At 56.8% G+C, this 25,358-nt stretch carries 16 protein-coding genes; 7 read left to right on the top strand and 9 right to left on the bottom strand.

Annotated elements, in window-relative coordinates; genetic code table 11:
• Nucleotides 1-124 precede the first annotated feature (124 nt).
• Nucleotides 125-1,186, top strand: coding sequence for a type IX secretion system protein PorQ (gene porQ / locus KQ659_RS15370; RefSeq protein WP_216688273.1), 1,062 nt, complete (start codon nucleotides 125-127; stop codon nucleotides 1,184-1,186).
• 242 nt (nucleotides 1,187-1,428) lie between these two features.
• Nucleotides 1,429-2,835, top strand: coding sequence for an ATP-dependent protease ATPase subunit HslU (gene hslU / locus KQ659_RS15365; RefSeq protein WP_216680251.1), 1,407 nt, complete (start codon nucleotides 1,429-1,431; stop codon nucleotides 2,833-2,835).
• A 73-nt stretch (nucleotides 2,836-2,908) separates the two neighbouring features.
• Here hslU and KQ659_RS15360 read toward each other — a convergent pair whose 3' ends face one another.
• The 6 genes from KQ659_RS15360 to KQ659_RS15335 all read right to left on the bottom strand — a co-directional run bounded on the left by KQ659_RS15360 (nucleotide 2,909) and on the right by KQ659_RS15335 (nucleotide 14,905).
• The gene (locus KQ659_RS15360; protein ID WP_216688274.1) at nucleotides 2,909-3,481 is read right to left on the bottom strand and encodes a hypothetical protein; all 573 of its coding nucleotides are present in this window, start codon (nucleotides 3,479-3,481) and stop codon (nucleotides 2,909-2,911) included.
• A 35-nt stretch (nucleotides 3,482-3,516) separates the two neighbouring features.
• Nucleotides 3,517-5,094, bottom strand: a complete 1,578-nt coding sequence (locus KQ659_RS15355; protein WP_216688275.1) for a SusD/RagB family nutrient-binding outer membrane lipoprotein — start codon at nucleotides 5,092-5,094, stop codon at nucleotides 3,517-3,519.
• A 19-nt stretch (nucleotides 5,095-5,113) separates the two neighbouring features.
• Nucleotides 5,114-8,260, bottom strand: coding sequence for a SusC/RagA family TonB-linked outer membrane protein (locus KQ659_RS15350; protein ID WP_332875084.1), 3,147 nt, complete (start codon nucleotides 8,258-8,260; stop codon nucleotides 5,114-5,116).
• Nucleotides 8,261-9,343: 1,083 nt separating this feature from the next.
• Entirely contained in the window at nucleotides 9,344-9,958 is a 615-nt protein-coding gene (locus tag KQ659_RS15345) for a hypothetical protein (protein ID WP_216688276.1), read from the bottom strand.
• A 47-nt stretch (nucleotides 9,959-10,005) separates the two neighbouring features.
• Nucleotides 10,006-11,649 (bottom strand): SusD/RagB family nutrient-binding outer membrane lipoprotein, encoded by a 1,644-nt coding sequence (locus KQ659_RS15340; protein ID WP_216688277.1) that lies wholly within the window; start codon nucleotides 11,647-11,649, stop codon nucleotides 10,006-10,008.
• Nucleotides 11,650-11,674: 25 nt separating this feature from the next.
• Nucleotides 11,675-14,905, bottom strand: coding sequence for a SusC/RagA family TonB-linked outer membrane protein (locus tag KQ659_RS15335; protein WP_216688278.1), 3,231 nt, complete (start codon nucleotides 14,903-14,905; stop codon nucleotides 11,675-11,677).
• Nucleotides 14,906-15,646: 741 nt separating this feature from the next.
• On the opposite strand from KQ659_RS15335, the gene KQ659_RS15330 reads away from it, so the two are divergent.
• Together KQ659_RS15330 and KQ659_RS15325 are read left to right on the top strand one after the other, a co-directional pair.
• Nucleotides 15,647-18,622 carry a SusC/RagA family TonB-linked outer membrane protein gene (locus KQ659_RS15330; protein ID WP_216688279.1) on the top strand — a complete coding sequence of 992 codons (2,976 nt, stop codon included), beginning with the start codon at nucleotides 15,647-15,649 and terminating at the stop codon, nucleotides 18,620-18,622.
• A 30-nt stretch (nucleotides 18,623-18,652) separates the two neighbouring features.
• Complete coding sequence (locus tag KQ659_RS15325) at nucleotides 18,653-20,107, top strand: RagB/SusD family nutrient uptake outer membrane protein (RefSeq protein WP_216688280.1); 1,455 nt, start codon at nucleotides 18,653-18,655, stop codon at nucleotides 20,105-20,107.
• A 103-nt stretch (nucleotides 20,108-20,210) separates the two neighbouring features.
• Here KQ659_RS15325 and prfB read toward each other — a convergent pair.
• Nucleotides 20,211-21,288, bottom strand: a protein-coding gene (prfB, locus tag KQ659_RS15320; protein WP_216688281.1) for a peptide chain release factor 2 whose coding sequence is annotated in 2 segments (ribosomal slippage) — nucleotides 20,211-21,227 and nucleotides 21,229-21,288 — 1,077 coding nt in all. Because the reading frame shifts where the segments join, the coding sequence is not laid out codon by codon here.
• Between the two features lie 231 nt (nucleotides 21,289-21,519).
• On the opposite strand from prfB, the gene KQ659_RS15315 reads away from it, so the two are divergent.
• The 3 genes from KQ659_RS15315 to KQ659_RS15305 are packed head-to-tail and all read left to right on the top strand — an operon-like array spanning nucleotide 21,520 to nucleotide 23,982.
• Complete coding sequence (locus KQ659_RS15315) at nucleotides 21,520-21,894, top strand: CZB domain-containing protein (RefSeq protein WP_216680261.1); 375 nt, start codon at nucleotides 21,520-21,522, stop codon at nucleotides 21,892-21,894.
• 29 nt (nucleotides 21,895-21,923) lie between these two features.
• Nucleotides 21,924-23,483 (top strand): sensor histidine kinase, encoded by a 1,560-nt coding sequence (locus KQ659_RS15310; RefSeq protein WP_216688282.1) that lies wholly within the window; start codon nucleotides 21,924-21,926, stop codon nucleotides 23,481-23,483.
• 55 nt (nucleotides 23,484-23,538) lie between these two features.
• A complete protein-coding gene (locus KQ659_RS15305; protein WP_216680263.1) occupies nucleotides 23,539-23,982 on the top strand; it encodes a response regulator in 444 nt (147 codons plus the stop codon).
• 92 nt (nucleotides 23,983-24,074) lie between these two features.
• Here KQ659_RS15305 and KQ659_RS15300 read toward each other — a convergent pair whose 3' ends face one another.
• Together KQ659_RS15300 and KQ659_RS15295 are read right to left on the bottom strand one after the other, a co-directional pair.
• On the bottom strand, nucleotides 24,075-24,650 hold the full coding sequence (locus KQ659_RS15300) for a ribonuclease HII (RefSeq protein WP_216688283.1): 576 nt from the start codon (nucleotides 24,648-24,650) through the stop codon (nucleotides 24,075-24,077).
• A 150-nt stretch (nucleotides 24,651-24,800) separates the two neighbouring features.
• Nucleotides 24,801-25,064, bottom strand: coding sequence for a hypothetical protein (locus tag KQ659_RS15295; RefSeq protein ID WP_216680264.1), 264 nt, complete (start codon nucleotides 25,062-25,064; stop codon nucleotides 24,801-24,803).
• Nucleotides 25,065-25,358 lie beyond the last annotated feature (294 nt).

Raw genomic sequence — 25,358 nt, 5'->3', positions numbered from 1 at the left:
CCTTAGCTGGCACCGCAGGGCCGTGGGGGCGAATGAATACTACCAACTCCAAGGCTGCGTTCTTTCGGCTACACGGCCCTGCGGTGCCAGCTAAAGCTTACTACACACCTATTATCTTCGAACAATGAAGCACCTCTCCGCCCGCCGGATTATTGGTTTTTGTGTTGTTGGGGCTAGTCTGGCCGTGCGTTCGGTGGCCGCGCAGCAGCTGGGCGGCCGCACCGTGTTTCCGTTTCTGGACCTGCCGCCCAGCGCGCACCTGGCGGCTCTGGGCGGCATGAGCGTCTCAGACCGCAACGACGACCCCACCATGCTCTATGGCAACCCGGCGCTGCTCAATGCTGACATGGATGGCCGTCTGGCCCTGAGCTACGTGGCCTACCTCGCCGATATCAAGCAGAGCACCGCCGCCTACGTGTTCAATACCGAGAAAGCCGGGCGCTTCGGCATGGGCATCACCTACCTCAACTACGGCAGCTTCGAGAGCTACGACCCTGCCGGCAACAGCCTCGGCACGTTCGGCGTGAACGAGTACACCGTGGGCGTGAGTGATTCCTACACCAAGGGCAAATTCACGTTTGGCGCCACCACTAAGCTGGCCGTATCCAGCATTGCGGGCAGCCGCTCGCTGGCCGGTGTGGCCGATGCCGGCGTAGTGTACAAGCACCCCACGGCTGATTTCACGGCGGGCCTGGCTGTGAAAAATGCCGGCTATCAGTTCTCGCCCTATCCTGGCACCGAGCGCGGCCGGCTGCCGCTCGATGTGCAGATTGGGGCCACCGTGAAGCCCGAGCACATGCCGCTGCGCTTCTCGCTCACGGCACATCATCTGCAGCAGTGGGACATTCAGTACCTCGACCCCAATGCCCGCGGCACCCTCGACGCCAGCGGCAACGAGAAGAAGGCCACCAAAAGCTTTGGCGACAACCTGGCTCGGCACCTCACCGTCAGCGCCGCCCTGATACTCGGCAAGGGCTTTCAGCTCCGGGCCGGCTACAACCACTTGCAGCGCCGCGAGCTGCGCCTCGACAATACCAGCGGCAGCGCCGGCCTGGCCTTTGGCGTGATGCTGAAGATTAGCACGTTTCAGATTGATTATACCCATGCCACCCTGCAGGCGGCCGGTTCCAGCGAATATTTCACCATTTCGCGCAACTTTAATTCGCTGTTTAAGAAGAAGGAATAAAGTCCCGCTTGTTTAGAACGTCATGCAGCGCGCAGCGAAGCATCTTGTCCGCCGCAAGTAAACCCATCGATTAGATTACTTATTGCGGGCAAGATGCTTCGCTGCGCTCCGCATGACGTTGGAGTTGTTTAGAAAGTCACAAAAGGTCCCCGAACGGTCATGCTTCGCTGCGCGCTGCATGACCGTTCGGGGACTTTCTAAACAGCTTCGTTCTTTCATTACTCCGTTCCCGTACACTTCCCATGCTCAACCAAGATTTTCTCACCCCGGCCCAAATCGTGGCCGAGCTCGATAAATACATCATCGGCCAGCACGAGGCCAAGCGCCACGTGGCCATTGCCCTGCGCAACCGTTGGCGCCGTCTGCACGCTCCGGCCGATATGCAGGCCGAAATTGTCCCGAACAACATCCTCATGATTGGGGCCACCGGCGTGGGCAAAACCGAAATTGCCCGCCGCCTGGCCAATCTCGCCGATGCGCCCTTTGTGAAAGTGGAAGCCAGTAAGTTCACCGAAGTGGGCTATGTGGGCCGCGATGTGGAAAGCATGGTGCGCGACCTGGCCGAGCAGTCCTTCAACCGCGTGAAGGCCCGCCGCCAGGATGCCGTGAAAGCCCAGGCTGCCGACGCCGTGGAGGAGCTCATTCTCGATGCCCTGATTCCGGCCATCCAGCAGCCCGCTGGTGCTAAAACCGGCCTCGGCTTTGGCGGTGGGGGAGGCGATGACGTGCCCCATTCCGATGCCGAGCTCAACGAGCGTACCCGCGAGCGGTTCCGTCAGAAGATTAAAAATGGCGAGCTCGAAGACCGCAAAATCGAAATTCAGGTGGCGCAGGCCGGTCCCAGCATTGGCGTGATGGGCGCACCTCCCGGCATGGACGAGGGTACACTCTCGGGCCTGCAGGACATGCTAGGCAACATGATGCCCAAAAAGACCCGCAAGCGCAAAGTGACCGTGGCCGAAGCCCGCAAGCTCCTCCTCGACGAAGAAGCCGCCAAGCTCATCGACATGGACGACGTGAAGGACGAAGCCATCCGCCAATGCGAAAATGCCGGCATCATCTTCATCGACGAGATTGACAAAGTAGCCAGCAGCGGCGGCAAAAACGGCGGCGGTGGCCCCGACGTGAGCCGCCAGGGCGTGCAGCGCGACCTGCTGCCCATCGTGGAAGGCTCGGCCGTGAACACCAAGTACGGCATCGTCAACACCGACCATATCCTGTTCATCGCCGCCGGAGCTTTCCACGTCTCCAAGCCCAGCGACCTCATTCCCGAACTGCAGGGCCGCTTCCCCATCCGTGTCGAGCTGCAAAGCCTGACCAAGGACGACTTCTTCCGCATCCTGAAAGACCCCAAAAATGCCCTCACCAAGCAATACGAGGCCCTGCTCAAAGCCGAAGAGGTCGAGCTAACCTTTGAGGATGCTGCGCTGGAGCGCATTGCCGAAATCGCCTTCGAGGTCAATGCCGAGGTTGAGAACATTGGCGCCCGCCGCCTGCACACCGTCATGAGCCGCCTGCTCAACGACATCCTCTACGACGTGCCCGACAAGATTGGGGCCAACGCCCGCATCCTCATCACCGCCGCCCTCGTGAACGAGCGGCTGAATGACATGGTGAAAAACCGGGATTTGAGCCAGTATATTTTGTAATTGCCAATAGGTCTTCAAACAAAGAACCCCGCCCAAATTGGGCGGGGTTCTTTGTTTGAAGACCTATTGGCAATTAAATCGCACGTACTCTCACCAGCGGCGGAATGATGGTGGTGCCATCTTCCAGCGTGATTAAGAAGTAAAAATTGATTTGATTAGGCGCCTGTGGGTTGGTAGATGCAGTGGCTGCAATAGGAGCCAGTGTTGTGCCAACCCGGGTGCGGTAAGCGGTATACTTACTAAGGTCTGATGTGAAAGTAATGGTGTTGCTCCCGTTGCCAGGGGTAACTACTGAGCCAGCAGCGGCACCAGTCAACCCATTCCAGCTATACAGCAGGCTAGCCTTGGCGGCTGAGCCATCTTGCACCTGGGCCAATCCACTGGTCCCCGTCGAAACGCGGGTTATTTCCTTGATTTTGCCTTTGTCGGCAGGTATCGAGAACGTGATGGAGAAAGCGCCGGAAGGTGCCGTAGCCGTCACGACGTAGAAACGCTCGAAGAAGTCGGCATTGGTTACCGTAACCGGAATCGTAGCGTAGGCTTGGTCCAATGGGGCCAGGCTATTGTCATCGTACACTTTCTTGCAGGAGAACGAGCCCAAAGCCAGCACCGCAAGTACGCATACATTTAAAAGTTGCTTTTTCATGAGAAAAGTAATTTTTGCTGTGAGAAATGGGCGGCCTACTTGCCCCACCATACTTTTACGCTGGTACGGATGCCGGCATCCTGGTTCTCCGCGCCTGCGTTGGCAGTTAGCTCGGAGAGAGGGTAGGGGAACCGTTTGGGCAAAGTAGCGTCATCTCCCGATGCGTTCAATGCCGGAGCCAGCGCGGGATAACCAGTGCGGCGGTAATCGTTGTAAGCCTCGATACCGGTGCCAACCCACGAAATCCATTTCTGGGTGATAATCTGTTCTTTGGCAGTTTCCGTGTTCGTGCTGAGGGTAGCTACGCCTGGGTTAGCTAAAAAGTAGGCGTCGACGGCTGAGGAAGTAAGGCCGGCCTTGGTCATCGAAGCCCTGATGGCCGACTGGTAGAGCGACTGAGCAGTGCTGCCAGCGGGTAGCGTAACACCGGGCAGGGTCAGAGCCGATTCGGCCAGAATGAACAAACGCTGTGCGTTGGTCAGCAGACGAGCCGGAGCTTCGCCGGATACCCCGGTGATGTACGTGTTGTAGCGCGACCGATAGCCGAGGGGGCGCGAAGGCACGGGAACGTTGTTGCCGTTGACATAGCCCGTAAAAGTCAGGAGCGCAGGCGTAGGCACGCCACTCACCAGCGGGCCGGGAATGGTGGTCACGGTTCCAGTTGTGTTAACCGTGGCCGTAGGAGTGGGGGTCGGGGTAAAGTAAATAGGCAACCGGGGGTCGTTCAGCGCATTCATCTTGTTGAGAATGGTCTGGCTCATCATCTGGTCGTCAGGACGGGTAACGAAGTTGTACAGGTACAACGGGCTCTGGTTGCCCACGGAGGAGCCAAAAGGCACCTCGAAGTCGTCGGTGTTGGCCGTGAAAGCTTTGGCCGACGCCGTATTGATGATGGAAGTAGCCAGAGCCGGCTCTTTCACGCTGATGGTGTTGGCGAATTTGAGCAGCAGCATGTTGCCCATCTTCTTCCACTGCGCGATGTTATCGGCCGTTTTGCCATAAACCGGGTCATCAGATACGCCTGGTTTAACGGGGCCAGCCTTATCCAGGTCAGCCAGACCGTCTTTCACCAGGTCAATCAGACCTGTGATTCCTAGGCCGCTGTTGCCTTTGTAAATATCCTCCTGCTTGTCGTAACGCGGGTGCAGGTTGGCATTGCCTTGCAGGGCTTGCGAATAAGGGATGTCTCCGTAGAGGTCGGTAACTACCGAGAAGTTATAGGCCTTCATCAGCTTGGCAATGCCGCTGTAGGCAGGGTTGCCCTTGGTAGCGGCCAAATCAATCAGCGTCTGCGAATTGATGAGGGTGCCGCCGTAAAGCTCAAAGTTCCACTGGTTGTCGAAAGAACCACGCAGAATGTACACGTCGTAAGCAGCCGGCTGGTTGCCAATGCCCGCATACTGCTGGGCAAGCAGTGCAGAGGCACGGCCCAGGTCGTTGGTGGCCATGAAGCCCGTGTTAATAATCGTGCTGGTAAGCAGCACCGGCATTGTCACAGCTGTTGGGCTGTTAGGAGTAGTATTAATATCCAGGAACTTGTCCCGATTGCAGCTCATCGTGGAAAGAGCCACGGCGGCTGCCAGCGTAATGCCGATTAGTTTCTTGTTATTCATGAGAAAGACAATCGCTAGATTATAGGGTAAAACGGAGGTTAACACCGTAGTTGCGCGTGTTTGGTGCGCCTTGCACTTCGAGGCCCCGGATGTTGCCTGCGCCCTGGGTGTTCACGTCCGGGTCGAAGTTGGCATTGGGTGCGTAGAAATACAGGTTGCGGCCCGAAACTGACAGGCGAACCTGGCCGAAGGGCGTGTGCGACAGCAGGCCCGTGGGTACGGAGTAGCCCAGGGAAACTTCGCGCAGGCGGTATACCGTAGCGTCGTACACGTTGAGCTGGCTTTGCAGGCCACCCGAAGCACCCCAGTACGTCTGGGCGTCAATCTGAATGTTGTTGGGGCGGTAAGTACCGTCACCGTTGGCAATTACGCCGGGAATGATGCGCGGAGCATCGCGGTTCATACCGGTTTCGTAGAGGTTGCCGCTACCTTTCAATGATGCATTGGTGAACGAAAGGAGTTGTCCGCCATATTTAGCGTCAACCAGGAATGAAAGCTCAACGCCACGGTAGTTGAACGTGTTGGTCAGGCCACCCTGCCACAGCGGGTTAGGGTTGGCAATTACCGAGTTAGGGATGCCCGTGTCAAACGAGCCATTGGTGGGGTTGATGATGTACTTGCCTACGTACTGTGGGTCGTTGGGCTGGCCGGCAGCGTTGAGGGGCTGCACACGCGGCAAAGCGTTGCCGATGATTACACCATAGGGCTGGCCTACTTTGAACGAAGGCACCGAGCCAATGAAAGCAGAACCGTTTACGGAGGAGCTGGTTACGCCTTCCGTGATGGAGATAACCTCGTTCTTGATGCGGGTAAAGTTGGCCGTGATGTCCCAACGGAAATTCGACGTCCGAATCGGGTTCAGGTTCATCAGGCCTTCAAAGCCTTTGTTGTCAAGGCGGCCTACGTTGGCATAGCGGGCGTTAAAGCCGCTCGATGATGCCACGGTTACGGGCAGAATCTGGTTTTCGCTGCGCGTGTAGAAGTACGTCAGCTCGAAGCTCAGGTGGTTCTTGAAGAAGCCCAGGTTCGTGCCAACTTCGTACGACTTCGTGAACTCGGGCGTGAGCGTGTTGCTGCCAATCGTGTTGCTGATGGCGAAACCTGGGTAGGTAGTGCCGTTAGCCGTGAAAGGGAAGTTAATGCTCGAAACGTTGTTGCCCATGCTGGCGCTGCTATACGTGGTAGCGAGTACGAACGGGTCCGCATCGCGGCCTACTTTCGAAACGTTGGCACGAATCTTACCATAGGAGAAGATGTTCGACTGAATCTTAAGCGCGTCCGTGAATACGAAGCTGGCCGTAGCCGAAGGGTAGAAGAAGGTGTTGTTGGCAACCGGCAGCGTCGACGATTGGTCAGCACGGCCCGTCAATTCCAGAAACAGGTAGTTGTTATAGGCCAGCGACAACTGGCTATACACGCCCAGAATCCGGCGCAGCGACGTGCTTTCGCCCGTGCCATTCGAGAATACGCTGCCGTTCTGAGCATTGTAGAAGCCCGGCAGGGTGAGGTTATCTGCCTGCGAAGCAATGTTCTGGAAGCGGCGCTGGTTCACGTTCTGGCCCACCAGCAACGAAGCGTTAAAGCCTTCAAAGAACAGGTTGTCTTTGTGAGCCGTTACGATAAGGTCGCTGTTGAACTCGCTACGGTAAAACACCTGGTCCTGTACCTGCCCCGTAGGCTGGCGAATCGAGCCAATGGCGAACACCTGCTTCCGGCGGTCGGTGTAAGTATCCAAACCTGCGCGGTAGTCAATTTTCAGCCAGGGAGTAGCCTCGTAGCCCAGGTTGGCAACGTTGATAAAGCGCGTCAGCGAGGAGGTCGTGGGGTTCTGCGTAAGGCTGAAATAAGGGTTTTCTACACCAGGGAAGTACTGGTTGGCACCCGTTACCGGGTCGATGTAGGGATTGCCCTGCAGGTTGAGGCTGCGGGGAACCCGGTTGGAGAGCGTAGCGAATGCCGAACCGTTGTTGCCCTGCAATACACCCGTCTGGTCAGTCTGAACAAAGTTGATGGAGCCACCAGCTCGCAACTTATTCAGCAGCTTGGTGTTGCCGCCCAGTGTTACGTTGGTGCGAGTCAGTTCCGAGTTCTGGGTGATGCCTTTCTGGTTGGTATTGTTCACGCTGAGCGTAACGTTCTGCTCGGCGGTGCCACCGGCGATGTTCACCCCATTGGTCCAGATAGTGCCCTGACGGTAGAACTCCTTAATGTTGTTCGGGTAGTTCTGGTAAGGGAGCTGGTTGCCATTAGTCAGCAACAAGCCGTTGGCCAGCGTAGGAGTCGTACCAAAGCGGGGGCCGAATGACAGGCCGCTGGCGGTGTAGATATCTCCCAGGCCGCCAGTCGTCGTTACCACACCGTTGGTGCCTTGGCCGTAGTCGGTCTGCAAACGTGCCAAGCCGTATACGTTTTGGATGTTGAAGCTCGACGTGCCCGTTACTTCCAGCTTTTTGTTGGCGCTACCGCCGCTTTTGGTAGTAATGATGATGGCACCAGCCGCTGCCCGCGAGCCGTAAAGCGCTGCAGCTGCAGGGCCTTTCAGGATGTTGATGCTGGCAATGATTTCCGGGTCGATGTCCAAAGCCCGGTTCGACGTCTGAGCTGCACCCAGCGAGCCCAGGCCTGCGCCTCCCAAGCTGCGGTCCAGGTCGTTGCTAATCGGAATGCCATCAACTACGAACAGCGGTTGGTTGCTGCCCTGCAGCGATGTAATGCCGCGGATGTTGATGTTGGTAGAAGAACCCGGCAGGCCGCTGGAGTTCGTGATGTTTACCCCCGATACTTTGCCCTGCAAGGAGCTAAGCACGTTGGGCTCAGATTTCTGCGAAATCTGGTCAGCCTTGATTTGCTGCGTAGAGTAGCCCAGCGAGCGAGTGTCTTTCTCGATGCCGAGCGCCGTTACCACCACTTCGCTCAGCTCACGGGTGTCCTGTGCCAGTGCAATGTTAATTTGCGAGTCGGCCCCAATAGCCCGCTCTTTTGTGGCCATTCCAACGGATGAGAATACGAGTGTGCCACCCGTTTCGGGTACCACTAAGCTATAAGCACCGCTGGCATTGGTCGATACTCCGGTCGTGGTTCCTTTCAGAAGCACAGTCACTCCGGGCAAGCCTTCGGAGGACTTCTGGTCTGTTACCTTTCCGGAAACGGTACGCGTTTGCGCCATCGCTCCGTGAAGAAGTGTAAACATGAGCATGACACTCATGAGTAAGATTTTTTTCATGGACTAAGTGTTAAGATTGAAAAAAAGTAAAAAATGGGGTAATGCTTTAAGATTATCAAAAATAAGCCATTGTTCCCATACAGTTGCCATAAAGTCAACATTAGGACATAAAATTTTATATCTGGCTTGCAAGCCTAAAGTGTAATGGGACTCCATTTGTGGCGATTGTTCAGAATTCAATAATGTAATTTCGCATGTATAAAAGTAAGTAATTATATATATATTAAATGAAATGTTAATCTGCCCTACTATTTTTCCAGTGCATTGATGGCGAGGGATTTGCCAGCAAAGCTAGCGCAGTAGCGCTTCCACCATTTGGGCCAATGGCTCCTCCGTGCCCGTACCGGGTCGGCTGAAAAGCTCGCCCGAATGGTGGAAACAGTATTGCGCTGGTTTTGCTGGCAAATCCCTCGCCATCAATGCACTGGAAAAATAGTAGGGCAGAGTACTGAAATGTACTTCGATAATAGTCAGGGATTTGCACGGCATTACTGCCTAAAAAAGCGCCCCTGGAATTAGCAAATTCCAGGGGCGCTTTTTACTTTTTAAGCACGCTAGTTAAAGCTATGCCCTTTAGGGCAAGACTTTAGTTGCTACTCACTTTCAAGTGCTTTACAAGCCTCATCAGTCACCTATTAGAGAGTGCTTTTTGAGAAGTTGTTGAGAAAGGTCCCCGAACGGTCATGCTGCGTTGCGTGCTGCATGACCGTTCGGGGACCTTTTGTGACTTTCTAAACAACTCCTGAATCAGCTCAACGTCTAGCCAAGGGAGGACTCAGAATTTCATTCTGGCATCGCCCACTTGAGTGGCAGCCTTTCAGTCGGCTTAATCCGAAACCACCGAATTTCATTCGCAAATCAAACCTATGGACTGTAAGTCCATAGTCGTTTACTGTTTAGCAAGTCGCGAGTAGCGTCGAAGGACGTCTTTTTCAGTTGACCAGGGGCTGGCAGAGGGCTGGTAGATTTTCGCCGGGTTATAGGCAAACTATTGCGCAGCCCCGTTGATGAACTGCTCGGCAGGTTCTACCTGAACACGGCGATTGCTGCCAAAGGCGCGTTAAGCAGCGAACTGGCCAATAGCGTATTGTCAGTCGAAACCGGCGTGAGGACGATGCGCCGACCGTCTTTCAGCACGTACTCGAAGGTGAATACAATGGCGTCGTTCCGCACAATGCGGTTATTTAGCGTGAGAACAGTCGGATTGGCCAGAACGGCGAGGGTGCCCGGTATAGCATTGGTATACAAGTCCTTAAGCGCCTGCTGGCTGGTGAGGCTGATGGTAGCCGGGAAGCTGGTGAGGTCCGCGATTTTCACCCGGGGGCCATACGTAGTACCCCGCCGGAAGCTCTTGTACACTTCAACGGTCTGCAGCTCGGCGTATCCCTGCGACGGGTTCACGACGAACTCAAACCCGGGCCGGGTATAATAGTCGGGCCGGGAAGAGAGGCTGTCAATTCGGATTTGCTCGGACAGCTGGCTCCTTCTGAAAGGAAAAAAGGACTTGGTGGCGTTTACTTCCGGGATAATCAGCGGAACGCTTTCGTTTTTGGGCTCGGGAAGCTTACTGCTCTCGCGGCAAGACGACAGCCCCGCAACTGCCGAGAGCAGCAGCAGGAAACTGGCAAAGTAGTTTTTCATGAATCAATAAAGATGAAGTCAGGGATTAAAGAGAAGGGAACCGCTTCCTACTTGTCCCAGAAAATGGGCGCGGTCACGTCGCGCTGGGAGCGGGGAGAGTTCGGGTTCAACGTCAGGTCGTTGGTGGGGTAGTACAGGCGCAGGGGAAACGGGCCGTTGGCCCGGGTAGCACCGTCGTCTACCAGCAGGCCGCTGTTGGGCGCGCTCTGCGCTACGGCCTCGCGCGATACCCGGATGGTGGGGTGGCCGGTGCGGCGGAAGTCGGTGTACACATCTACGCCGTAACCGAAACTCGCCACATACTTCTCGTACATGATTACCTCCAGCTTGTCCTCGGCCGAGGGCGCGTTATCGAATCGGGCCAGGGCGCTGGTTTTGTAGGTTGTGATGCTGGCGGCCGGAATAACGGGGCTGCCATCAGCCGTAGCAATGGCATTCACTTTGTTGAAGGAGGCCTGCACGGCGGCGTCGAAGGCGGTGCGGGCGGCTACTACGTCGTTGTATACCGTCAGGCGCAGCTCGGCTTCGGTGTATTTGCGGCTGTAGTACGTGAGCAGGCGCTGGGGGGCTTCCGCCTTGCCCGAGGTGGTGCCGGTTTTGCCACCCTTACCGTCGTCGTAGCGGCCGCCTACCGGGTACAGGCCTTGCACAGTCTGAACACTGGCCGTAGTAGCCACGCTGGCGTACTGGCTCGACGTGCCGGGGCGCACCGTCACGAAGCTGGGGTCCAGCGGGCTGATGTAGTCCTGATTAGTCGTCGTGGTGCCGGCGGCCAGCTGGTTGAAGAAGTAATAGGGCTTGCGCGGGTCGTTCAGCGTCAGCATGCCTTCGTAGAAATACCGGCCAATGCGATTTTCCGGGTTGGCGTTGTAGTCGGTTACGTAGCCGGGGTTGCGGTTGTCAGGGTTGGTGGTGTTGAGGTAGCCCAGCTGAAAGTCACCAGTCTCCTCCATGAGCGGGCCAGTCAGCAAAGGGCCAACCTGGCTCTGAACCGTGGTCGCCGTAGTGGTTTTGCGCAGCTGGTTGTAGAGCTTCAGCTTGAGGGTGCGGCCAAAGCGGGCCCACTTATCCAGGTCGCCTTTGTATATGAGGTCAACGGCACTCAAAGTGGGTTTGGTTGGCACGGAGCCGGGCTTGGCCAGGTTGGCCAGGCCCTCATCGATGAGCGAGAACAGGCCCTGAATGGTGGTCGTGCCGTTGTAGATAGCCTCGTCCTTGTCGAAGCGCGGGGCCGGGTTCACTTCGCCCTTCAGGGCTTCCGAATAAGGAATGTCGCCCCACACGTCTACCATCTGGCTGAACACGTAGGCTTTCTGGAGCTGGGCAATGCCCACGTAGTTCCAGCGCTGCTCGGTGGTGCCCTGCGTGATGATGCGCTCATTGTTGATGAGCACGCCGCGGTAGAGGCCCGCCCACTCGCCGCTGAACGCGTCGCCGGTCTGCTGGAAGTTGCCGATGTTGCGGGTGTTGTACAGCTGCTGCATCAGGGCCATGGTGTACTGACTCAGGCCGCCGATGTTGTCGCCTAGGTACTCAGCCATGTTCACCTGCGCCACGGGCAGCAGGGAATTCAAATCCACTGCCGTCGGGGTCAGGGGGTTTACGTTGACGTTATAGAAATCTTTGCAGCCTGGGGCCACGGCCAACGTACCAGCCGAAGCGAGTATCAGGCAAAATTTAAAAAGTTTCATAGGACAAAAAGCCGAAATCAATTAATTAGAAGTTCACCCGCACGTTCACGCCGAAGCGCTTGGTGGTCGGTGCGTTGGTGAACTCGTAGCCCTGCTGGTTGCTGGCACCGTAGGTGCTGGTCTCGGGGTCGAAATTGCTGTTCTTGGGCAAGTTGGGCGAGTACCACCAGATGTTGCGGGCCGAAACGGATATGTTGATGAGGCTGAACGGCGTTTTGCCGAGGAAGCCTTTGGGCAGGTCGTAGCCCATCGAAACCTCCCGAAGGCGCACCGTGGTGGCATCGTAAATGGACTGCTCGTTGTAGCCGTTAGAAGCCGCGCCGCCGCCCACGCCGCCGCTGGAGAAATACAGGTCGTTGACCGTAATGGCCGTCGTGTTGCGGATAACCGTACCGCTGGCGTCAACTGCGGCCTTCTTGGTCACCGGGTCCCACCGAACGCCGTTGAGCACAACCAGGCGGTTGCGGTCCTCGGTATCCTTCGTTACCCCGCGGCCCAGCTCTTCCTGCAGCGTGGTTGCATACAGCGAGCCACCCTTGCGGTAGTCCACCAGCACGTTCAGCGTGATGCCTTTGTAGGTGAACTGGTTGATGAAGCCCATCAGGAAATCGGGGTTGGGGTTGCCGATAACCTTGAGCTTCGGCGACAGAATCAGGCGGCCATCCAGCGGGTTGATGTACAGCTCGCCATTGGCATCGCGCACGGGTGCCGTGCCCAGCAGCACGCCGTAGGGCTGGCCGGGAATGTGCACCGACCGGACACTGCCGGCAAACGTGTTGCCCAGGATGAGCGTGTCGCCGTTGTCCGTGGTGCGGGCAATGATGTTACGGTTGCGGCTAAAGTTGAACGTGCTGCTCCAGCGGAAGCCTGCCACATCCACCGGCACGGCCGTAAAGGCTACTTCGAAACCCTTGTTGGTGATTTCGCCAAAGTTGGTCTGGGCGGCACCATAGCCGGTGGCCGAAGGGTAGGTTATCACCCCAATCAGGTTCGTGGTGCGTTTGTCGTAGTATGTACCGTTGAACGAGATGCGGTTGCGGAACAATGCCAGCTCGGTACCTACTTCTAACTCAGACGTAAATTCCGGGGTCAGCTTGGCATTGTTTACCACGCCACTGATGCCGATGCCGGGCACGCCCTTGAAAGGCAGGGAAGCGCTGGGGTTGGTGACATAGCCCGTGGGGCCGGATGCGTAGGCCGGTGCATCGCGGCCCACGCGGCCGTAAGCGGCGCGCAGCTTAAGCAGGTCGAGCCAGCGGTAATCCAGCTTCAGGGCTTCGTTCAATACCAGCGAGCCAGCGGCACTCGAATAGAAGAAGGAGCGGCCCGTATTGCCGATAACCCCGTTCTTATTAAGAGTCGACGAGAAGTCGTTGCGGCCCGTCACCGTTACGAAGGCGAAGTTCTTGTAGCCAACGGTGGCGTTGCCCAGCAGGCCCATCAGGCGGCGCTCGGCGTAGGCATACCCGTAGGTGCTTTTCTCCGTGGTATTCTCAATGTTGTCGATTCCAAACGTGATGATGCCTGTGCCGAGGTAAGACTTGCCTTCGTACTTGCGGGCGTTGATGTTCTGGCCCACGCTGGCGGTCAGGCTGATGTCTTCGGTCAGGTTCTTGTTGAAGTTCAGCAGGGCAGTCTGCTCAAATTCGGTGTTTTGAATGTTGTCTTCAATTATCTGGCTCACGCCCCGGTTGGCCAGCGAGCCGGGCCGGATGGTGCTCGACCGAATGTCAGTGTAGGAGTTGATACCGCCGGTATACGTCAGCGACAGCCAGTCCTTAAAGGCATACGACAGGCCCACGCTGCCCACCACGCGGTCTACGCGCGATTTATAGATGGCATTCTCCACCGACCACAGGGGGTTGTCGGCTTGGGTGGTCAGCCAGGCAAACACGGGGCCTTTCGTCACCGGGTCCTGGTAGGGGAGGCCCTGTAGGTCGAGGCTACGGGTGAGAAACAAGGTGCGGGCAAATGCCGAGGCACTGCCGGAAGCCGAGTTGTTGGCGCCCACAATAGGACCCTGCTGGTTGGTGTTGGTATAAGCAACGTTGCCGTTCACGGTCAGCTTATTGAACCGGCCCGAGCCGCCCGCGCTGATGTTGTTGCGCACAAACGACGAGTTGGGGATGGTGCCCTGCTGGTCGGCCCGCGAAATAATGGTCGAGAAGGTCGAGTTGTCCGAGGTGGAGCTCAGCGAAACCGAGTTTTCGTATAGGTGACCCGTCTTGAAAAAGTCTTTGACGTTGTTGGGGTAGGCCTGGTACGGAATGCGCGTGCCCGCCGGAATGTTCGGAAAGTCCACGTTGCCGGCCTGGGGGTGTTCGATGGTAGCCGGTGCGCCCTGCGCCGCATTACCAAACTCGGGGCCCCACGAGCCGTTGGCCGCAGAGTTCACGAAGTTGGCACCCGCGCCATACTTGTTCTGGTAGTTTGGCAGCGCCGCTACCTTTTCAATGGCATAGCCCGTGGTATAGCCTATCTGAATGCCCTTGGCCCCACGGCCGCCGCCGCCGGTTTTGGTCGTAATCACGATAACGCCGCCGGCGGCCCGCGAGCCGTACAGTGCCGCCGCCGCCGCTCCCTTCAGCACATTGATGGACGCAACGTTGTTCGGGTCCACGTCCGACGTCCGGCTGGAGTAGGAGGCGCCGTTCACCAGTGGGCTGTCCGATTCCGTCTGGGTGTTGTCGTAAGGCACTCCATCCACAACAAACAGGGGCTGGTTATCGCCAAAAAACGAGGTGTTGCCCCGAATGGTGATGCGCGAAGACGCACCGGGTACTCCGCTCGAGCTTAGGATGTTCACGCCCGGCACCTTGCCGGTGAGGGTGCGCAGCAGGTCGGGCTCCGATTTTTGCACAATCTGCTCGGCTTTCACTTCCGAAACGGCAAAGCCCAGGGCGCGCTTCTCGCGCGAGATGCCCAGGGCCGTTACCATCACTTCGTCCAGCTGCTTGTTGTCAAGCGCCAACGCAACATTTACCGGCCCACTGGCCCCAATGGCCTGGTCGGTGGTAATGTAGCCCAGGTACTTAAATTGCAGCGTAGTGGCCGTAACAGGCACATTCAACTCAAATTTGCCATCGGCATCGGTCGCAGTGCCCGTGGTGGTGCCTTTCACGATAACGCTCACCCCGGGTAGGCCTTCGTTATTGGTTTTGTCGAGCACGCGGCCCGATACCTGCCGCGTTTGCGCCCAGCTCCGCCCGGCCAGGGTTAGCAGCAAGAGCAGGCTTAATAGTAAGGTTCTCTTCATCGAGTTGTAATAGTGGGTGTGTGAAAAAAAGAGGGAAAAAATATGGGGGTGGCAGTTTAAAAAGATGAAAGTACGGCATTTGCCGAAAACGTCCCAACAGTAGCGCTGCGATATTTCGCTTTAACAATCCTTTAGCTGCTGAGGGCTCGCTTCCGCAGCCGTTCGATAAGTGGCGGCTGCTTCATTGCGCTAACTATAAAGGAGTAATGAAAAGTAGTGCTTTAAATTGTATATTTTATATATTAAATAGTTTTCCTGGGGGCATGGGATGGTTACCGCTGCAGCATGGCAACTGGCCCGTCTGGCCAATTGTATCCTCAAAACCTGACTACTGGCCACACCTATCCCGACCATGATGGATTCATGAATTATCGAGGTGCCCAGCCAGAATTACGTGCTTTATGCCCCGATTTACTCATAGGGCTCCGATGAAATTAATCTTCATCCCGGCCCGCTCTTATTAGGGGCCTGTGTCATACTGCCCAGAACAGTATAATTACTTAACCAATAGACTACAAAATACTTGCGGCCGTAATGTGATGTCTGGCGAGCTTGGATTGGCGTGTTAATATTGGTTTAGGTATCTAATAAGTTTAATATTATTATTGACTCTTGACTACCCCAAAATACTGGCGTAACAAAAAACTTGTAATACCTTGCCAGTAGATTAGTCACGTTAAGTTCCTTTTTTTTCCATTCCTGCCACTTTTTTTCTAACTCACTCACCATTTTCACTACTACATGAAACACTTCTTTTTTATGGTCGTCTTATTGATGACCTGCCTGTTGCAGCAGGTAAATGCCCAAGACCGAACCGTCTCGGGTCGTGTGACGGACCGGGCTACCGGCCAAGGCCTACCAGGTGTTACGGTATTGGCCAAAGGCACTACGGCCGGCGCTTCTACCAATGCCGATGGCGCTTATAGCTTGTCGGTGCCCTCTGCGGCAACCCGCCTTACTTTCAGCTACGTGGGCTATGTGGCCCAGGAACTGGCATTGGGTGATGCTTCCACCATCAATGTAACCTTGGCTACTGATACCAAGCAATTGGACGAAGTAGTTGTGACGGGTCTGGGCACGAGCATTGCCCGCTCGAACGCTGCCAACAACGTGGCCAGCATTTCTGCCAGCGAACTGGTTGGGCGCACGCGTCCATCTACTGTAGATGCTGCCATGTATGCTAAGCTTTCGGGTGCGGTTATCACGCAGAACAGCGGTGCTCCCGGCGGAGGTATCTCCGTGCAATTGCGTGGCCCTTCGTCGATTACGGGTTCTTCGGAGCCGCTTTACATCATCGATGGCGTATACGCCAATAACAACTCATACGATTCGGGCCGCGCGTCCGGTGCTTTCAGCGCCGCCGGCGGTGGCCGTCAGGATGGTGCTACCAACCGCCTGGCCGACATCAACCCCGATGATATTGAAAACATCGAAGTGCTGAAAGGCTCGTCGGCTGCTGCCATCTACGGCCAGCGTGCCAACGCCGGTGTTATCATCATCACCACGAAAAAAGGCAAAGCCGGCCAGACCCGCATCAGCGTGCGTCAGGACCTTGGCGTAACCAGCATTCTGCGTAAGTACGGCAAGTCCGACTTCACCAACGAGAAAATTGATTACGTATTCGGTGGCGACGCTGACGAGAAAGCGGCTTTGGCTGCTGCCAATGCTTCGGGAAAAATCTTCGACTACGAGCAGGAGATTTTCGGCAACAAAGGCTTCCTGTCGAACACCAACGTGAACGTTTCCGGTGGTGGTGAGCGGGTTAAGTTTTACATTTCTGGTTCGCGCACCGACGAAGGTGCCATTCAGAAAAACCTGGGCTTCCAGCGTAACACCTTGCGGGCTAACGTATCGACGGATATCACCAAGAACTGGGATATCGCGCTGAATTCGAGCTACGTGAATTCGAGCAACCAGCGTGGTTTCTCGAACAACGCCAACACCGATGCGACCGTTCCTTACCTGATTGCCGTAACGCCGAGCTACGCCGACCTGCACCCTGTAAACGGCGTCTACCCCCGCAACCCGTATGCTGGTGAGAACCCCTTGGCCCTGCGCGACCGTGGCATCAACAACGAAACCACGAACCGTCTGCTCGAGTCGTTCACTTCTAACCTGTACTTCATCCGCAACGAGAAGTCGTCGTTGCGCCTGGCTGCTTCGGCCGGCGTAGACTTCGCCCTGACCGATGCCGAGCTGTACCTGCCGGAGGATATGCAGTCGCAGGCTGGTCTAGCCAACCCGGGTGCTTCGCGCTACAGCAAAACCAAGCAGTTGAACACCAACCTGCAGGGCTTGCTGATTCATACCGTACAGCTGGGTACCGTGGGCCTGACGACTTCGGCCGGCACCTCGCGTTTCACGCAGGACATCAACTCCGACTTCGTACAAGGTGAGGGCCTGCAGCCCAAGCTGCGCAATCCTGCTCGTGCTAACCTTCAGACCCAAAGCCAAGCGTTCCAGTCGAGCGTTGACTTGGGCTACTCGGCCCAGGAAGAAGTTAACTTCGCTGACCGCGTAATTGGTACTGTAGGCATTCGTGCCGACCAAAGCAACCTGAACGCTGACCCCAAGAAGCTGTACTTCTTCCCCCACGCTTCGTTGGCTTTGAACGTTGCCAACTTCGACTTCTGGACCTTTAAAGAGGTTGTTAACCAGGTAAAGCTGCGTGCCGCTTACGGCGAAACAGGTGGTGTTCCCGGTTTCGGCTCGTACTTCAACCAGCTGAACTCGGTAGTGGTTGACAAACGTCTGGGCCTGCGCAACTCGACCGTGCTGGGCTACGACCGCGTAGCTCCCGAGCGGGCTGCTGAACTGGAATTGGGTGCTGACCTGGGTTTCCTGAACAACAAGATTACCCTGTCGGGCACGGTGTACCGCAAGCAAGTGACCAATCTGCTGTTTGCTTACGCGCTGGCTCCTTCTACGGGTATTACCTCGATTGCTGCTTTCCCGGTGGGTGACCTCGTAAACCGCGGTCTGGAAATTGCCCTTGGCGTACAAGCCATTGACCGTCCTAACTTCCGTTACCATTCGCAGACCCAATTCTGGCTGAACCGCTCGGAGGTGACCCGTCTGGTGGTACCCACCACGACGGCCGGCCCCGGCTTCGCTTCGCTCTACGGTCAGAACTTCCTCGCCCTGGGCGAGTCGCCTACCCGGTGGTTTGGTAACCCTGTTGTAGGTGGTGTTCCAACCCCCTTCCAGGAGTCGCAGCCTACTTACCAGGTCACGTTTGCTAACGATTTCACGTTCTTCAAGCACATCGACTTCTCGTTCCTGATTCATGTGAAGCAGGGCGGCTACAACAGCACCCTGACGCAGAACGCCTACGACCAGGGCGGTACTTCGCCCGACTACATGAATCCCGTTACCCTGGGCGACGGCACTACGTCGGTTATCGGTTACGAGCGTTTCAACGGCGAGCTTTCGGGCCAGACCAAGAACTACGTGCAGAATGCCAGCTACATGAAGGTGCGCGAGGTTTCGCTGTACTACTCTTTCGACAAAGAGCAGCTGGGTGCTACCATGGGCCGCTTTGTGCAGCGCATTAAAGTGGGTGTATCGGGCAACAACCTGTTCCTGGTGACGCCTTACAAAGGTGGCTACGACCCCGAGGTGTCCAACTTCGGTAGCCGTCCGGTTGGTGGCAACCAGGACCTGTACGCTTTCCCAAGCGCACGTCGGATGTTCCTGCATTTGAACTTCGACTTTTAAGCCTGAGTTCAGCTACAAATTTTCTTACTTATGCTCCTCCACAACATGAATAAAACTTTTATCCGGGCACTACTGCTTGGTAGTGTCGTAGCCTCCCTCTCTGGGTGCAGCTACGTTGAAATCAATAAGCTGGAAGACCCCAACTTTCCCGCGCTTCCTTCGGTGCTGACCAACGCCACCAAGCAGCAGCTTGACTATCTGGCTACGGGTACTTTCTCAGACATGCGAACCAACGCCGACGGGATTGTCTGGTATCACCAGATTACCGGTGCTATTGGTCGTGAGGTATATGTGCTGGCCGGTTCGGACTCGCGCTATGCTACCAACCTGTTGGGCATCGGCACGGCTGGTTTTGATAACAATAACTTCCTGAGCGGCCGTTATTTCATCACGTATTCGTCGGCTCGTCGCACGGCGCGCATTCTTGCCCAATCAACTGCCAATACTTCATTGGTAACTGACCAGCAAAAGAAGGGTTACTCGGCCCTGGCAAAAACGGCCGAAGCTTATGCCATGATGGTACTGTCGGACCTACAGTATGAGAATGGTCTGCGCGTCGACGTTGCTGACCCAGAGAAGCCGGGCAAGATTCGTTCCTACGACGAAGTTCTTACTGCTATTAAAGCGCTGCTTGATTCCGGCCGCGATGATTTAGCTGGTGCTGGCACGGCACTGCCCTTTCCCCTGCCTTCCGGCTACGTTCCGAGCGATGTTAACAGTCTCAACTTCAGTACCCCGGCAGGTTTTCTTAAATTCAACCGTGCTCTGGCTGCTCGTCTAGCCGTTCGTCGCGCATCACGCCCCAACGGCAGCTATCAGGAAGTGCTTGATGCACTGTCCGGTAGCTTTGTCAAAGATGCTGGTCTCCTGACCGATGGACCTCGCTTCACATACGGTGGTACCTCGCCCGACGTAGTTAATCCGTTGTTCCAGAAACCGAATTTCACTGGTTCGGTGGTAACAGTGGCGCATCCCTCGTTCCGTCGCGACATCCGCGCTACCGATACGCGCATCAACAAAATCGCGGCTCGTACCGCGGCACTGCCTCCTCGTCAGGGTTTCTCCAGCTCCGACGACGTAGTGCTGTACGCCACCAACACGTCGCCAATTCCGATTATCAAAAAGGAAGAGCTGGTGTTGTTGTCGGCCGAAGCGCATGCCATGCCCGGTCCGCAGCAGAACTTGGCCCTGGCCGTGACCGAAGTAAACTCGGTAGCTACCACCTACGCTGCTCTGCGTCCTACGCCCCTGACGGCCACTTCGCCGTCGGCCGACATTCTCGACGAAATTCTGTACCAGCGTCGCTACTCGCTGTTCTTCGAGGGTCAGCGTTGGGTTGATTTGCGTCGCCTGAACCAGCTGAACCGCCTGAACGTACCCGGCACCAGCTTGCCCGAGGTTTCGTCCACGAACTTGCAAACGACCATCGTTCGCCAGCTTCCGATTCCTTTTGCCGAAGTGTCATGGGACATTGCTAATCCGTAAGGGTCTGGCAATTGCACGACACAAAAAAGGGCTGCCCAGTTGGGCAGCCCTTTTTTTGTGTCGCGAAGCGGCACCGCACCTTCACGGTCCGGTCCCGGTAGTTCTAGCTCTGCATCAGAAAGCCCTTGATGTACTCATCCAAATCCCCATCCAGGACATTCTGCACATCGGTGCGCTCGATGCCAGTGCGCAGGTCCTTGATGAGCTTGTAGGGGTGAAGCACATAGTTGCGAATCTGGGAGCCGAAGTCGATACGCTTCTTGGTGGCTTCCACTTTGTCGCGCTCGGCGTGGCGCTTGTCCATCTCAATCTGGTAGAGGCGCGATTTGAGCATGCGCAGGGCGTGCTCTTTGTTCATGAGCTGGCTGCGCTCAATCTGCACGGCAATGATGATGCCGGACGGCGCGTGCGTGAGGCGCACGGCCGTTTCCACCTTGTTCACGTTCTGGCCCCCCGCGCCGCCGGCCCGGAACGTGTCCCAGGAGATGTCGGCGGGGTTGATTTCGATATTGATGGTGTCATCAATCACCGGGTAGGCAAACACGGAGGCAAACGACGTGTGCCGCCGGCCGCTGCTGTCGAACGGCGACATGCGCACGAGGCGGTGCACCCCGATTTCGCTCTTCAGGTAGCCGTAGGCGAAGTCCCCGTCGATTTCGAGCGAGGCGGACTTGATGCCCGCGCCCTCACCAGGCTGGTAGCTGATTTGCTTCACCCCAAAGCCGTGGCTCTCGGCCCACATGATGTACATGCGCATGAGCATTTCGGCCCAGTCCTGGCTTTCGGTGCCCCCGGCCCCGGGGTTGATGTCGATGATGGCCGAAAGCTGGTCTTCCTCGTCCGAAAGCATGCGTTTGAACTCCAGCTGCTCTAGTTTCTTGAGCGTGGCGTTGTAGTCGGTCTGCATTTCGGCTTCGGGCACATCGCCCTCCCGGTGAAAATCGAACAGCACTTCGGTATCGGCAAGGGCCTGCTGCACGCCCTCAAAATCATCGGTCCAGGTTTTAATGGCCTTGATTTCGCGCAGGGTAATTTCAGCGGCTTTGGAGTCGTCCCAGAAGCCGGGGGCCGTGGTTTGGGCCTCGGCGGCGGCTATTTGTTCTTTGCGGGCATCGTAGTCAAAGATACCTCCTCAGGGCCTCGGCGCGGCCCTTCAAGTCCTTTATCTGGTCTTGGGTCATGGTGGGGGAAATGGTGAAAGGTGGCCAGTGGCAATGCCGCCGGCTCACCCGGAATAATAAGTGAATCGCGAAAGTACCGAATTTCAAAGCGGCAACCGGCCTTGGCCTTGTGGCGTACCTTTGGGGCCGGCAGCGTTTCGCAGCTATTTCCCCCCCACTCAACGGGGCAGCTCCCGGTTTCGCAACGGGTGGCTTGCACCATATTACTCGCTTACGGGTATAGCTTTGCTCATGACAACGGACGACCTGAAGCAGGATTTTGATTCCGCGCGCATCAAACATGTGCATTTTAAGAGCAAGCTGCGCTCTTTTCTCTTTGGTAATGGTGGTGCCGAAAGCTCGTTGCGCGACCCCGAGCAGTGTAGCATGGGGCTATGGATAGCCTCCCGCCTGCGCGGAACCGGGGTGTACGCGCACCTGCCCGAAGCCCGACGGTTTGACCAGCAACACGTGCTGATTCACAAGGAAGCCGCCCGCCTGATGGACCTCTACTTGGCCGGCCGCATAGAGGAAGCAGGCGCGGGCTACGCTCCCCTCCAGGTTATTGCCGATGAAATGATGGGCCTGCTCCAAACCATGGAGACCAAGCTTCGTACCAAGGCCTGACCCGAAGCGTTGCGCCCGCGCACCAGTGCATGAAAATTACCCTCACCACGAAGTTGTTTGCCGGATTTGTGCTGTTGCTGGCGCTGTTTGCGGTAATTGTTCTGTTCTCTTACAAGCTGGCGGGCCAGGTGCTGCGCAACTCCCGGCAGGTAGAAGCATCTCAGCACGTTTCGAACGAAGCGGTGAGCATGCTGCGCAGCATTGTCGACATGGAAACCGGGTTTCGGGGCTACATGCTCATTGGCAATGAGATGACGCTGGATATCTATTATACGGGCGAGCGCGACTTGATTGGCCGGTTTTCCCAGTTGCGCACGCTGGTAGATGAAACTCCCGAGCAGGTTGAATTGACTGACCAGACTCAGCGGCTTTTTCAGCAATGGATGGGCTACAGTCATTTGCTGATTGCTGAAAAAAGAGAAGCCCGCCGCCGCAACCCCCTGCAACGTGGCCTCGACGACCTGCCGCACCGCCGCCTGGCCGAAGCCCTTACCGGCAAGCAGCTGATGGATAATATCCGATTCCGGCTGAATAAATTTGAGCTGACGGAAGCTGCTTCCCGCAAAACTATGCGGCAGCGCCTGAACGACAGCATTGTGCGAGCCGAATGGCTGTCGGTAGGGCTGGCAATTATGGCGCTGGTGCTGGGGCTGCTTTGGGCGCTGTACATCGTGCGCACGTTTGCCCGGCGGCTGCGGGGCATGCTGAACCTGGCCCGGCGCATGGCCGGTGGCGACTACGATACCCAGATTGTGGACAATGAGCAGGACGAGGTGAGTGAGCTCACGGCGGCCCTGAACGTGATGGCCCGCACCGTGGGGGCCAACATCAACCAGCTTGAAAGCCGCAACCAGGAGCTGGACCAGTTTGCCTACGTAGTGTCGCACGATTTGAAGGCGCCGCTGCGTGGCATCGAAAGTGCTTCCCGCTGGATTGAGGAGGACATGGGCAAAGACGCGCTGCCTCCTCACATTCGCGAGTTTCTGGGCATGATGCGCCAGCGCGTGCACCGCATGGAAAAGCTTATCAGTGGCATTCTGGATTTGGCGCGGGTGGGCAGGGTAATACAGGCCAACGAAACGGTATTCGTGCGCACCCTGCTGCGCGAAATAATCGACAGCCTGCACCTGCCCACCGGCTTTAAGGTTGAGCTCCCCTTCTTTCTGCCCACGCTCACCACCAATGCCGTGCAGCTTCAGCAGGTCTTCACCAACCTCATCAGCAATGCCGTGAAATACCACGACCATCCCGAAAAGGGCACCGTGCACATTGGCTGCGACGATGCCGGCGAGTTCTACTCGTTTTCGGTGGCCGATGATGGCCCGGGCATTGACCCCGAATACCACGACCGTATTTTTGTTATTTTTCAGACCCTGACGGAGCGCGATACCTTTGAGAGTACCGGGGTGGGGCTGGCCATCGTGAAAAAAATTGTGGAGCGCCAAGGGGGGCGTATCAGCATCAAATCGGCGGAAGGTCAGGGCGCTAAGTTTATTTTTACCTGGCCCAAGTACCCGGCCAAAACCAAAAATATGGCTGCTACGGTGACCACAACGGTTAATTCTACCGTATCAACCTCTAGTTTATAGCAGTTCTGCACTGCCGTTTGCGGGTATTTTCCCGCTTTTGCCAATTGCCTAGCCTATGTCCGCCGACTATCCCACGCCCAGCATCCTGCTTGTGGAAGACGACCAGATGGACGTGATGAACGTGCAGCGCGAGCTGCGCCGCCAAAACATCAACGTGCCCCTAATCCACGCCCGCAATGGCCGTGATGCCCTCCGCATGCTGCGCGGCGAGGGCGATGAGCCCCAGATAGCCAAACCTAGCCTGGTGATGCTCGACATCAACATGCCGCGCATGAATGGCCTGGAATTGCTGGAAGTGCTGCGCGCCGACCCGGAATTCATGGATTTGAACGTCTTCATCATGACGACTTCCGACCTTGAGTCGGACCGCCTGAAAGCGCAGCAGCTGGCCGTGAGCGGCTATATCATCAAGCCCCTCAGCTTCGATACCTTCGGCGAGGGTGGTACCAGCCTGGATGGATTCAGCTTGTTTCTCGACCTGCTGAAGCTCAAGAGCTAGGCCTTTTGTTCACTGCTGTCACGCAGCAGAACGTAGTGCGGGGACTACAAAGTCCGTGCTACATTCCCGGCTACCGCTGTAATGCCGGGCCATTACAGCAGCCGGAACCCCATGCGGTGGTGCGGGCTGGGGCCGTGCGCGCGGATAGCCGCGCGATGGCTAGCCGTAGGATAGGCCGCATTCTCCTGCCAGCCGTACTCCGGGAATTCTTCGGCCAGGGCCGCCATGTGCTCATCCCGAAAAGTTTTGGCCAGGATGGAGGCTGCGGCAATGCTGCGGTACAAGCCATCGCCGCCAATAATGCAGGTGTGCGGGAAGCCGGCCATTGGCTTAAATCGGTTGCCATCAACCAGCAGGTGGCCCGGCGTGACGGCAAGCGCCGCCACGGCCCGGTGCATAGCCAGGTAGCTGGCCTGGGCAATGTTGATGCTGGTAATTTCTTCTACCGATGCCTGGCCTACTGCCCAGGCAATGGCCTCGGCACAGATGATGGGTCGCAGGGCATCGCGCCGCTTGGCACTGAGCTGTTTGGAGTCGTTGAGGAAGCGCGGGTCGAAATCAGGTGGTAGAATAACGGCCGCCGCGAACACCGGGCCCGCCAGGCAGCCCCGGCCGGCTTCGTCGAGGCCCGCTTCGAGGGCATGGCCAGTGTGGGAGGCAAGGAGCATAGAATAATAAATAATAAAAGAGCCAGCAAAAATACGTGTAAGCTGCCCGGTTGCGGTGCAGCAAAAAGCCCTTCCGGTAGCTAATCTGGCTACCGGAAGGGCTTTTCTGTACTATATAAAAGGACTGCCCGTGGGGCAGAAGTAAGCTTATTAGTGGTCGCCGGCGTTGCTGCCAATGACGCCGGGCTCATCTTCGCCACGGGTAAAGCCCTGGCTATCAATAGGAGCAATGGCCTCGTCGATATTCTCCTCCTCGTCGTTGGTGACGTAGACGTTGGTAGTGGGCCCGAGGCCGCCGTTATGCTTGGCTAGCTCGGCTTCGGCCTGGGCGTGGTGCAGGTTAAAAAGTGGGTCGCCAGCCTGGAGCTCGGGTTTGGCGGTATCAGCTTTCTTGTTTTTTGAGGAATCGGCCATAAGTAGTGCGGGAGCGCGCCGGAATGTGAACGGTGAGTTCCTGTTAATTTATACGAAACACGGCCGCCGTGGGTTAAGTGTTGGGCTGGTAAGTATTTGCCCACCGGCAGGCACAAAAAAAGGCCGCCACCCGAGGGTGACGGCCTTAAAGTGGCGGGTCCGGCTTAGAGGTGTCTACCCCACCTGTTCAGCCAGAGCGCCGCCGCACGAGAGGTCCTTCCTTTCCACATTTCCAGCCCGTGCGGGGGTACTTATAGGTCAAAGCTACGAAGCCCGGAGGGGGGGATGCAAGTC

The organism is Hymenobacter siberiensis, assembly GCF_018967865.2.
Lineage (GTDB): Bacteria > Bacteroidota > Bacteroidia > Cytophagales > Hymenobacteraceae > Hymenobacter > Hymenobacter siberiensis.
This window is presented reverse-complemented; position numbering and strand designations above follow the sequence as displayed.

What these genes read in the sequence shown, in the direction of transcription:
- porQ (WP_216688273.1), top strand. Translation starts at nt 125, where the DNA reads ATGAAGCACCTCTCCGCCCGCCGGATTATTGGTTTTTGTGTTGTTGGG.
- hslU (WP_216680251.1), top strand. Translation starts at nt 1,429, where the DNA reads ATGCTCAACCAAGATTTTCTCACCCCGGCCCAAATCGTGGCCGAGCTC.
- KQ659_RS15360 (WP_216688274.1), bottom strand. Translation starts at nt 3,481, where the DNA reads ATGAAAAAGCAACTTTTAAATGTATGCGTACTTGCGGTGCTGGCTTTG.
- KQ659_RS15355 (WP_216688275.1), bottom strand. Translation starts at nt 5,094, where the DNA reads ATGAATAACAAGAAACTAATCGGCATTACGCTGGCAGCCGCCGTGGCT.
- KQ659_RS15350 (WP_332875084.1), bottom strand. Translation starts at nt 8,260, where the DNA reads ATGGCGCAAACGCGTACCGTTTCCGGAAAGGTAACAGACCAGAAGTCC.
- KQ659_RS15345 (WP_216688276.1), bottom strand. Translation starts at nt 9,958, where the DNA reads ATGAAAAACTACTTTGCCAGTTTCCTGCTGCTGCTCTCGGCAGTTGCG.
- KQ659_RS15340 (WP_216688277.1), bottom strand. Translation starts at nt 11,649, where the DNA reads ATGAAACTTTTTAAATTTTGCCTGATACTCGCTTCGGCTGGTACGTTG.
- KQ659_RS15335 (WP_216688278.1), bottom strand. Translation starts at nt 14,905, where the DNA reads ATGAAGAGAACCTTACTATTAAGCCTGCTCTTGCTGCTAACCCTGGCC.
- KQ659_RS15330 (WP_216688279.1), top strand. Translation starts at nt 15,647, where the DNA reads ATGAAACACTTCTTTTTTATGGTCGTCTTATTGATGACCTGCCTGTTG.
- KQ659_RS15325 (WP_216688280.1), top strand. Translation starts at nt 18,653, where the DNA reads ATGCTCCTCCACAACATGAATAAAACTTTTATCCGGGCACTACTGCTT.
- KQ659_RS15315 (WP_216680261.1), top strand. Translation starts at nt 21,520, where the DNA reads ATGACAACGGACGACCTGAAGCAGGATTTTGATTCCGCGCGCATCAAA.
- KQ659_RS15310 (WP_216688282.1), top strand. Translation starts at nt 21,924, where the DNA reads ATGAAAATTACCCTCACCACGAAGTTGTTTGCCGGATTTGTGCTGTTG.
- KQ659_RS15305 (WP_216680263.1), top strand. Translation starts at nt 23,539, where the DNA reads ATGTCCGCCGACTATCCCACGCCCAGCATCCTGCTTGTGGAAGACGAC.
- KQ659_RS15300 (WP_216688283.1), bottom strand. Translation starts at nt 24,650, where the DNA reads ATGCTCCTTGCCTCCCACACTGGCCATGCCCTCGAAGCGGGCCTCGAC.
- KQ659_RS15295 (WP_216680264.1), bottom strand. Translation starts at nt 25,064, where the DNA reads ATGGCCGATTCCTCAAAAAACAAGAAAGCTGATACCGCCAAACCCGAG.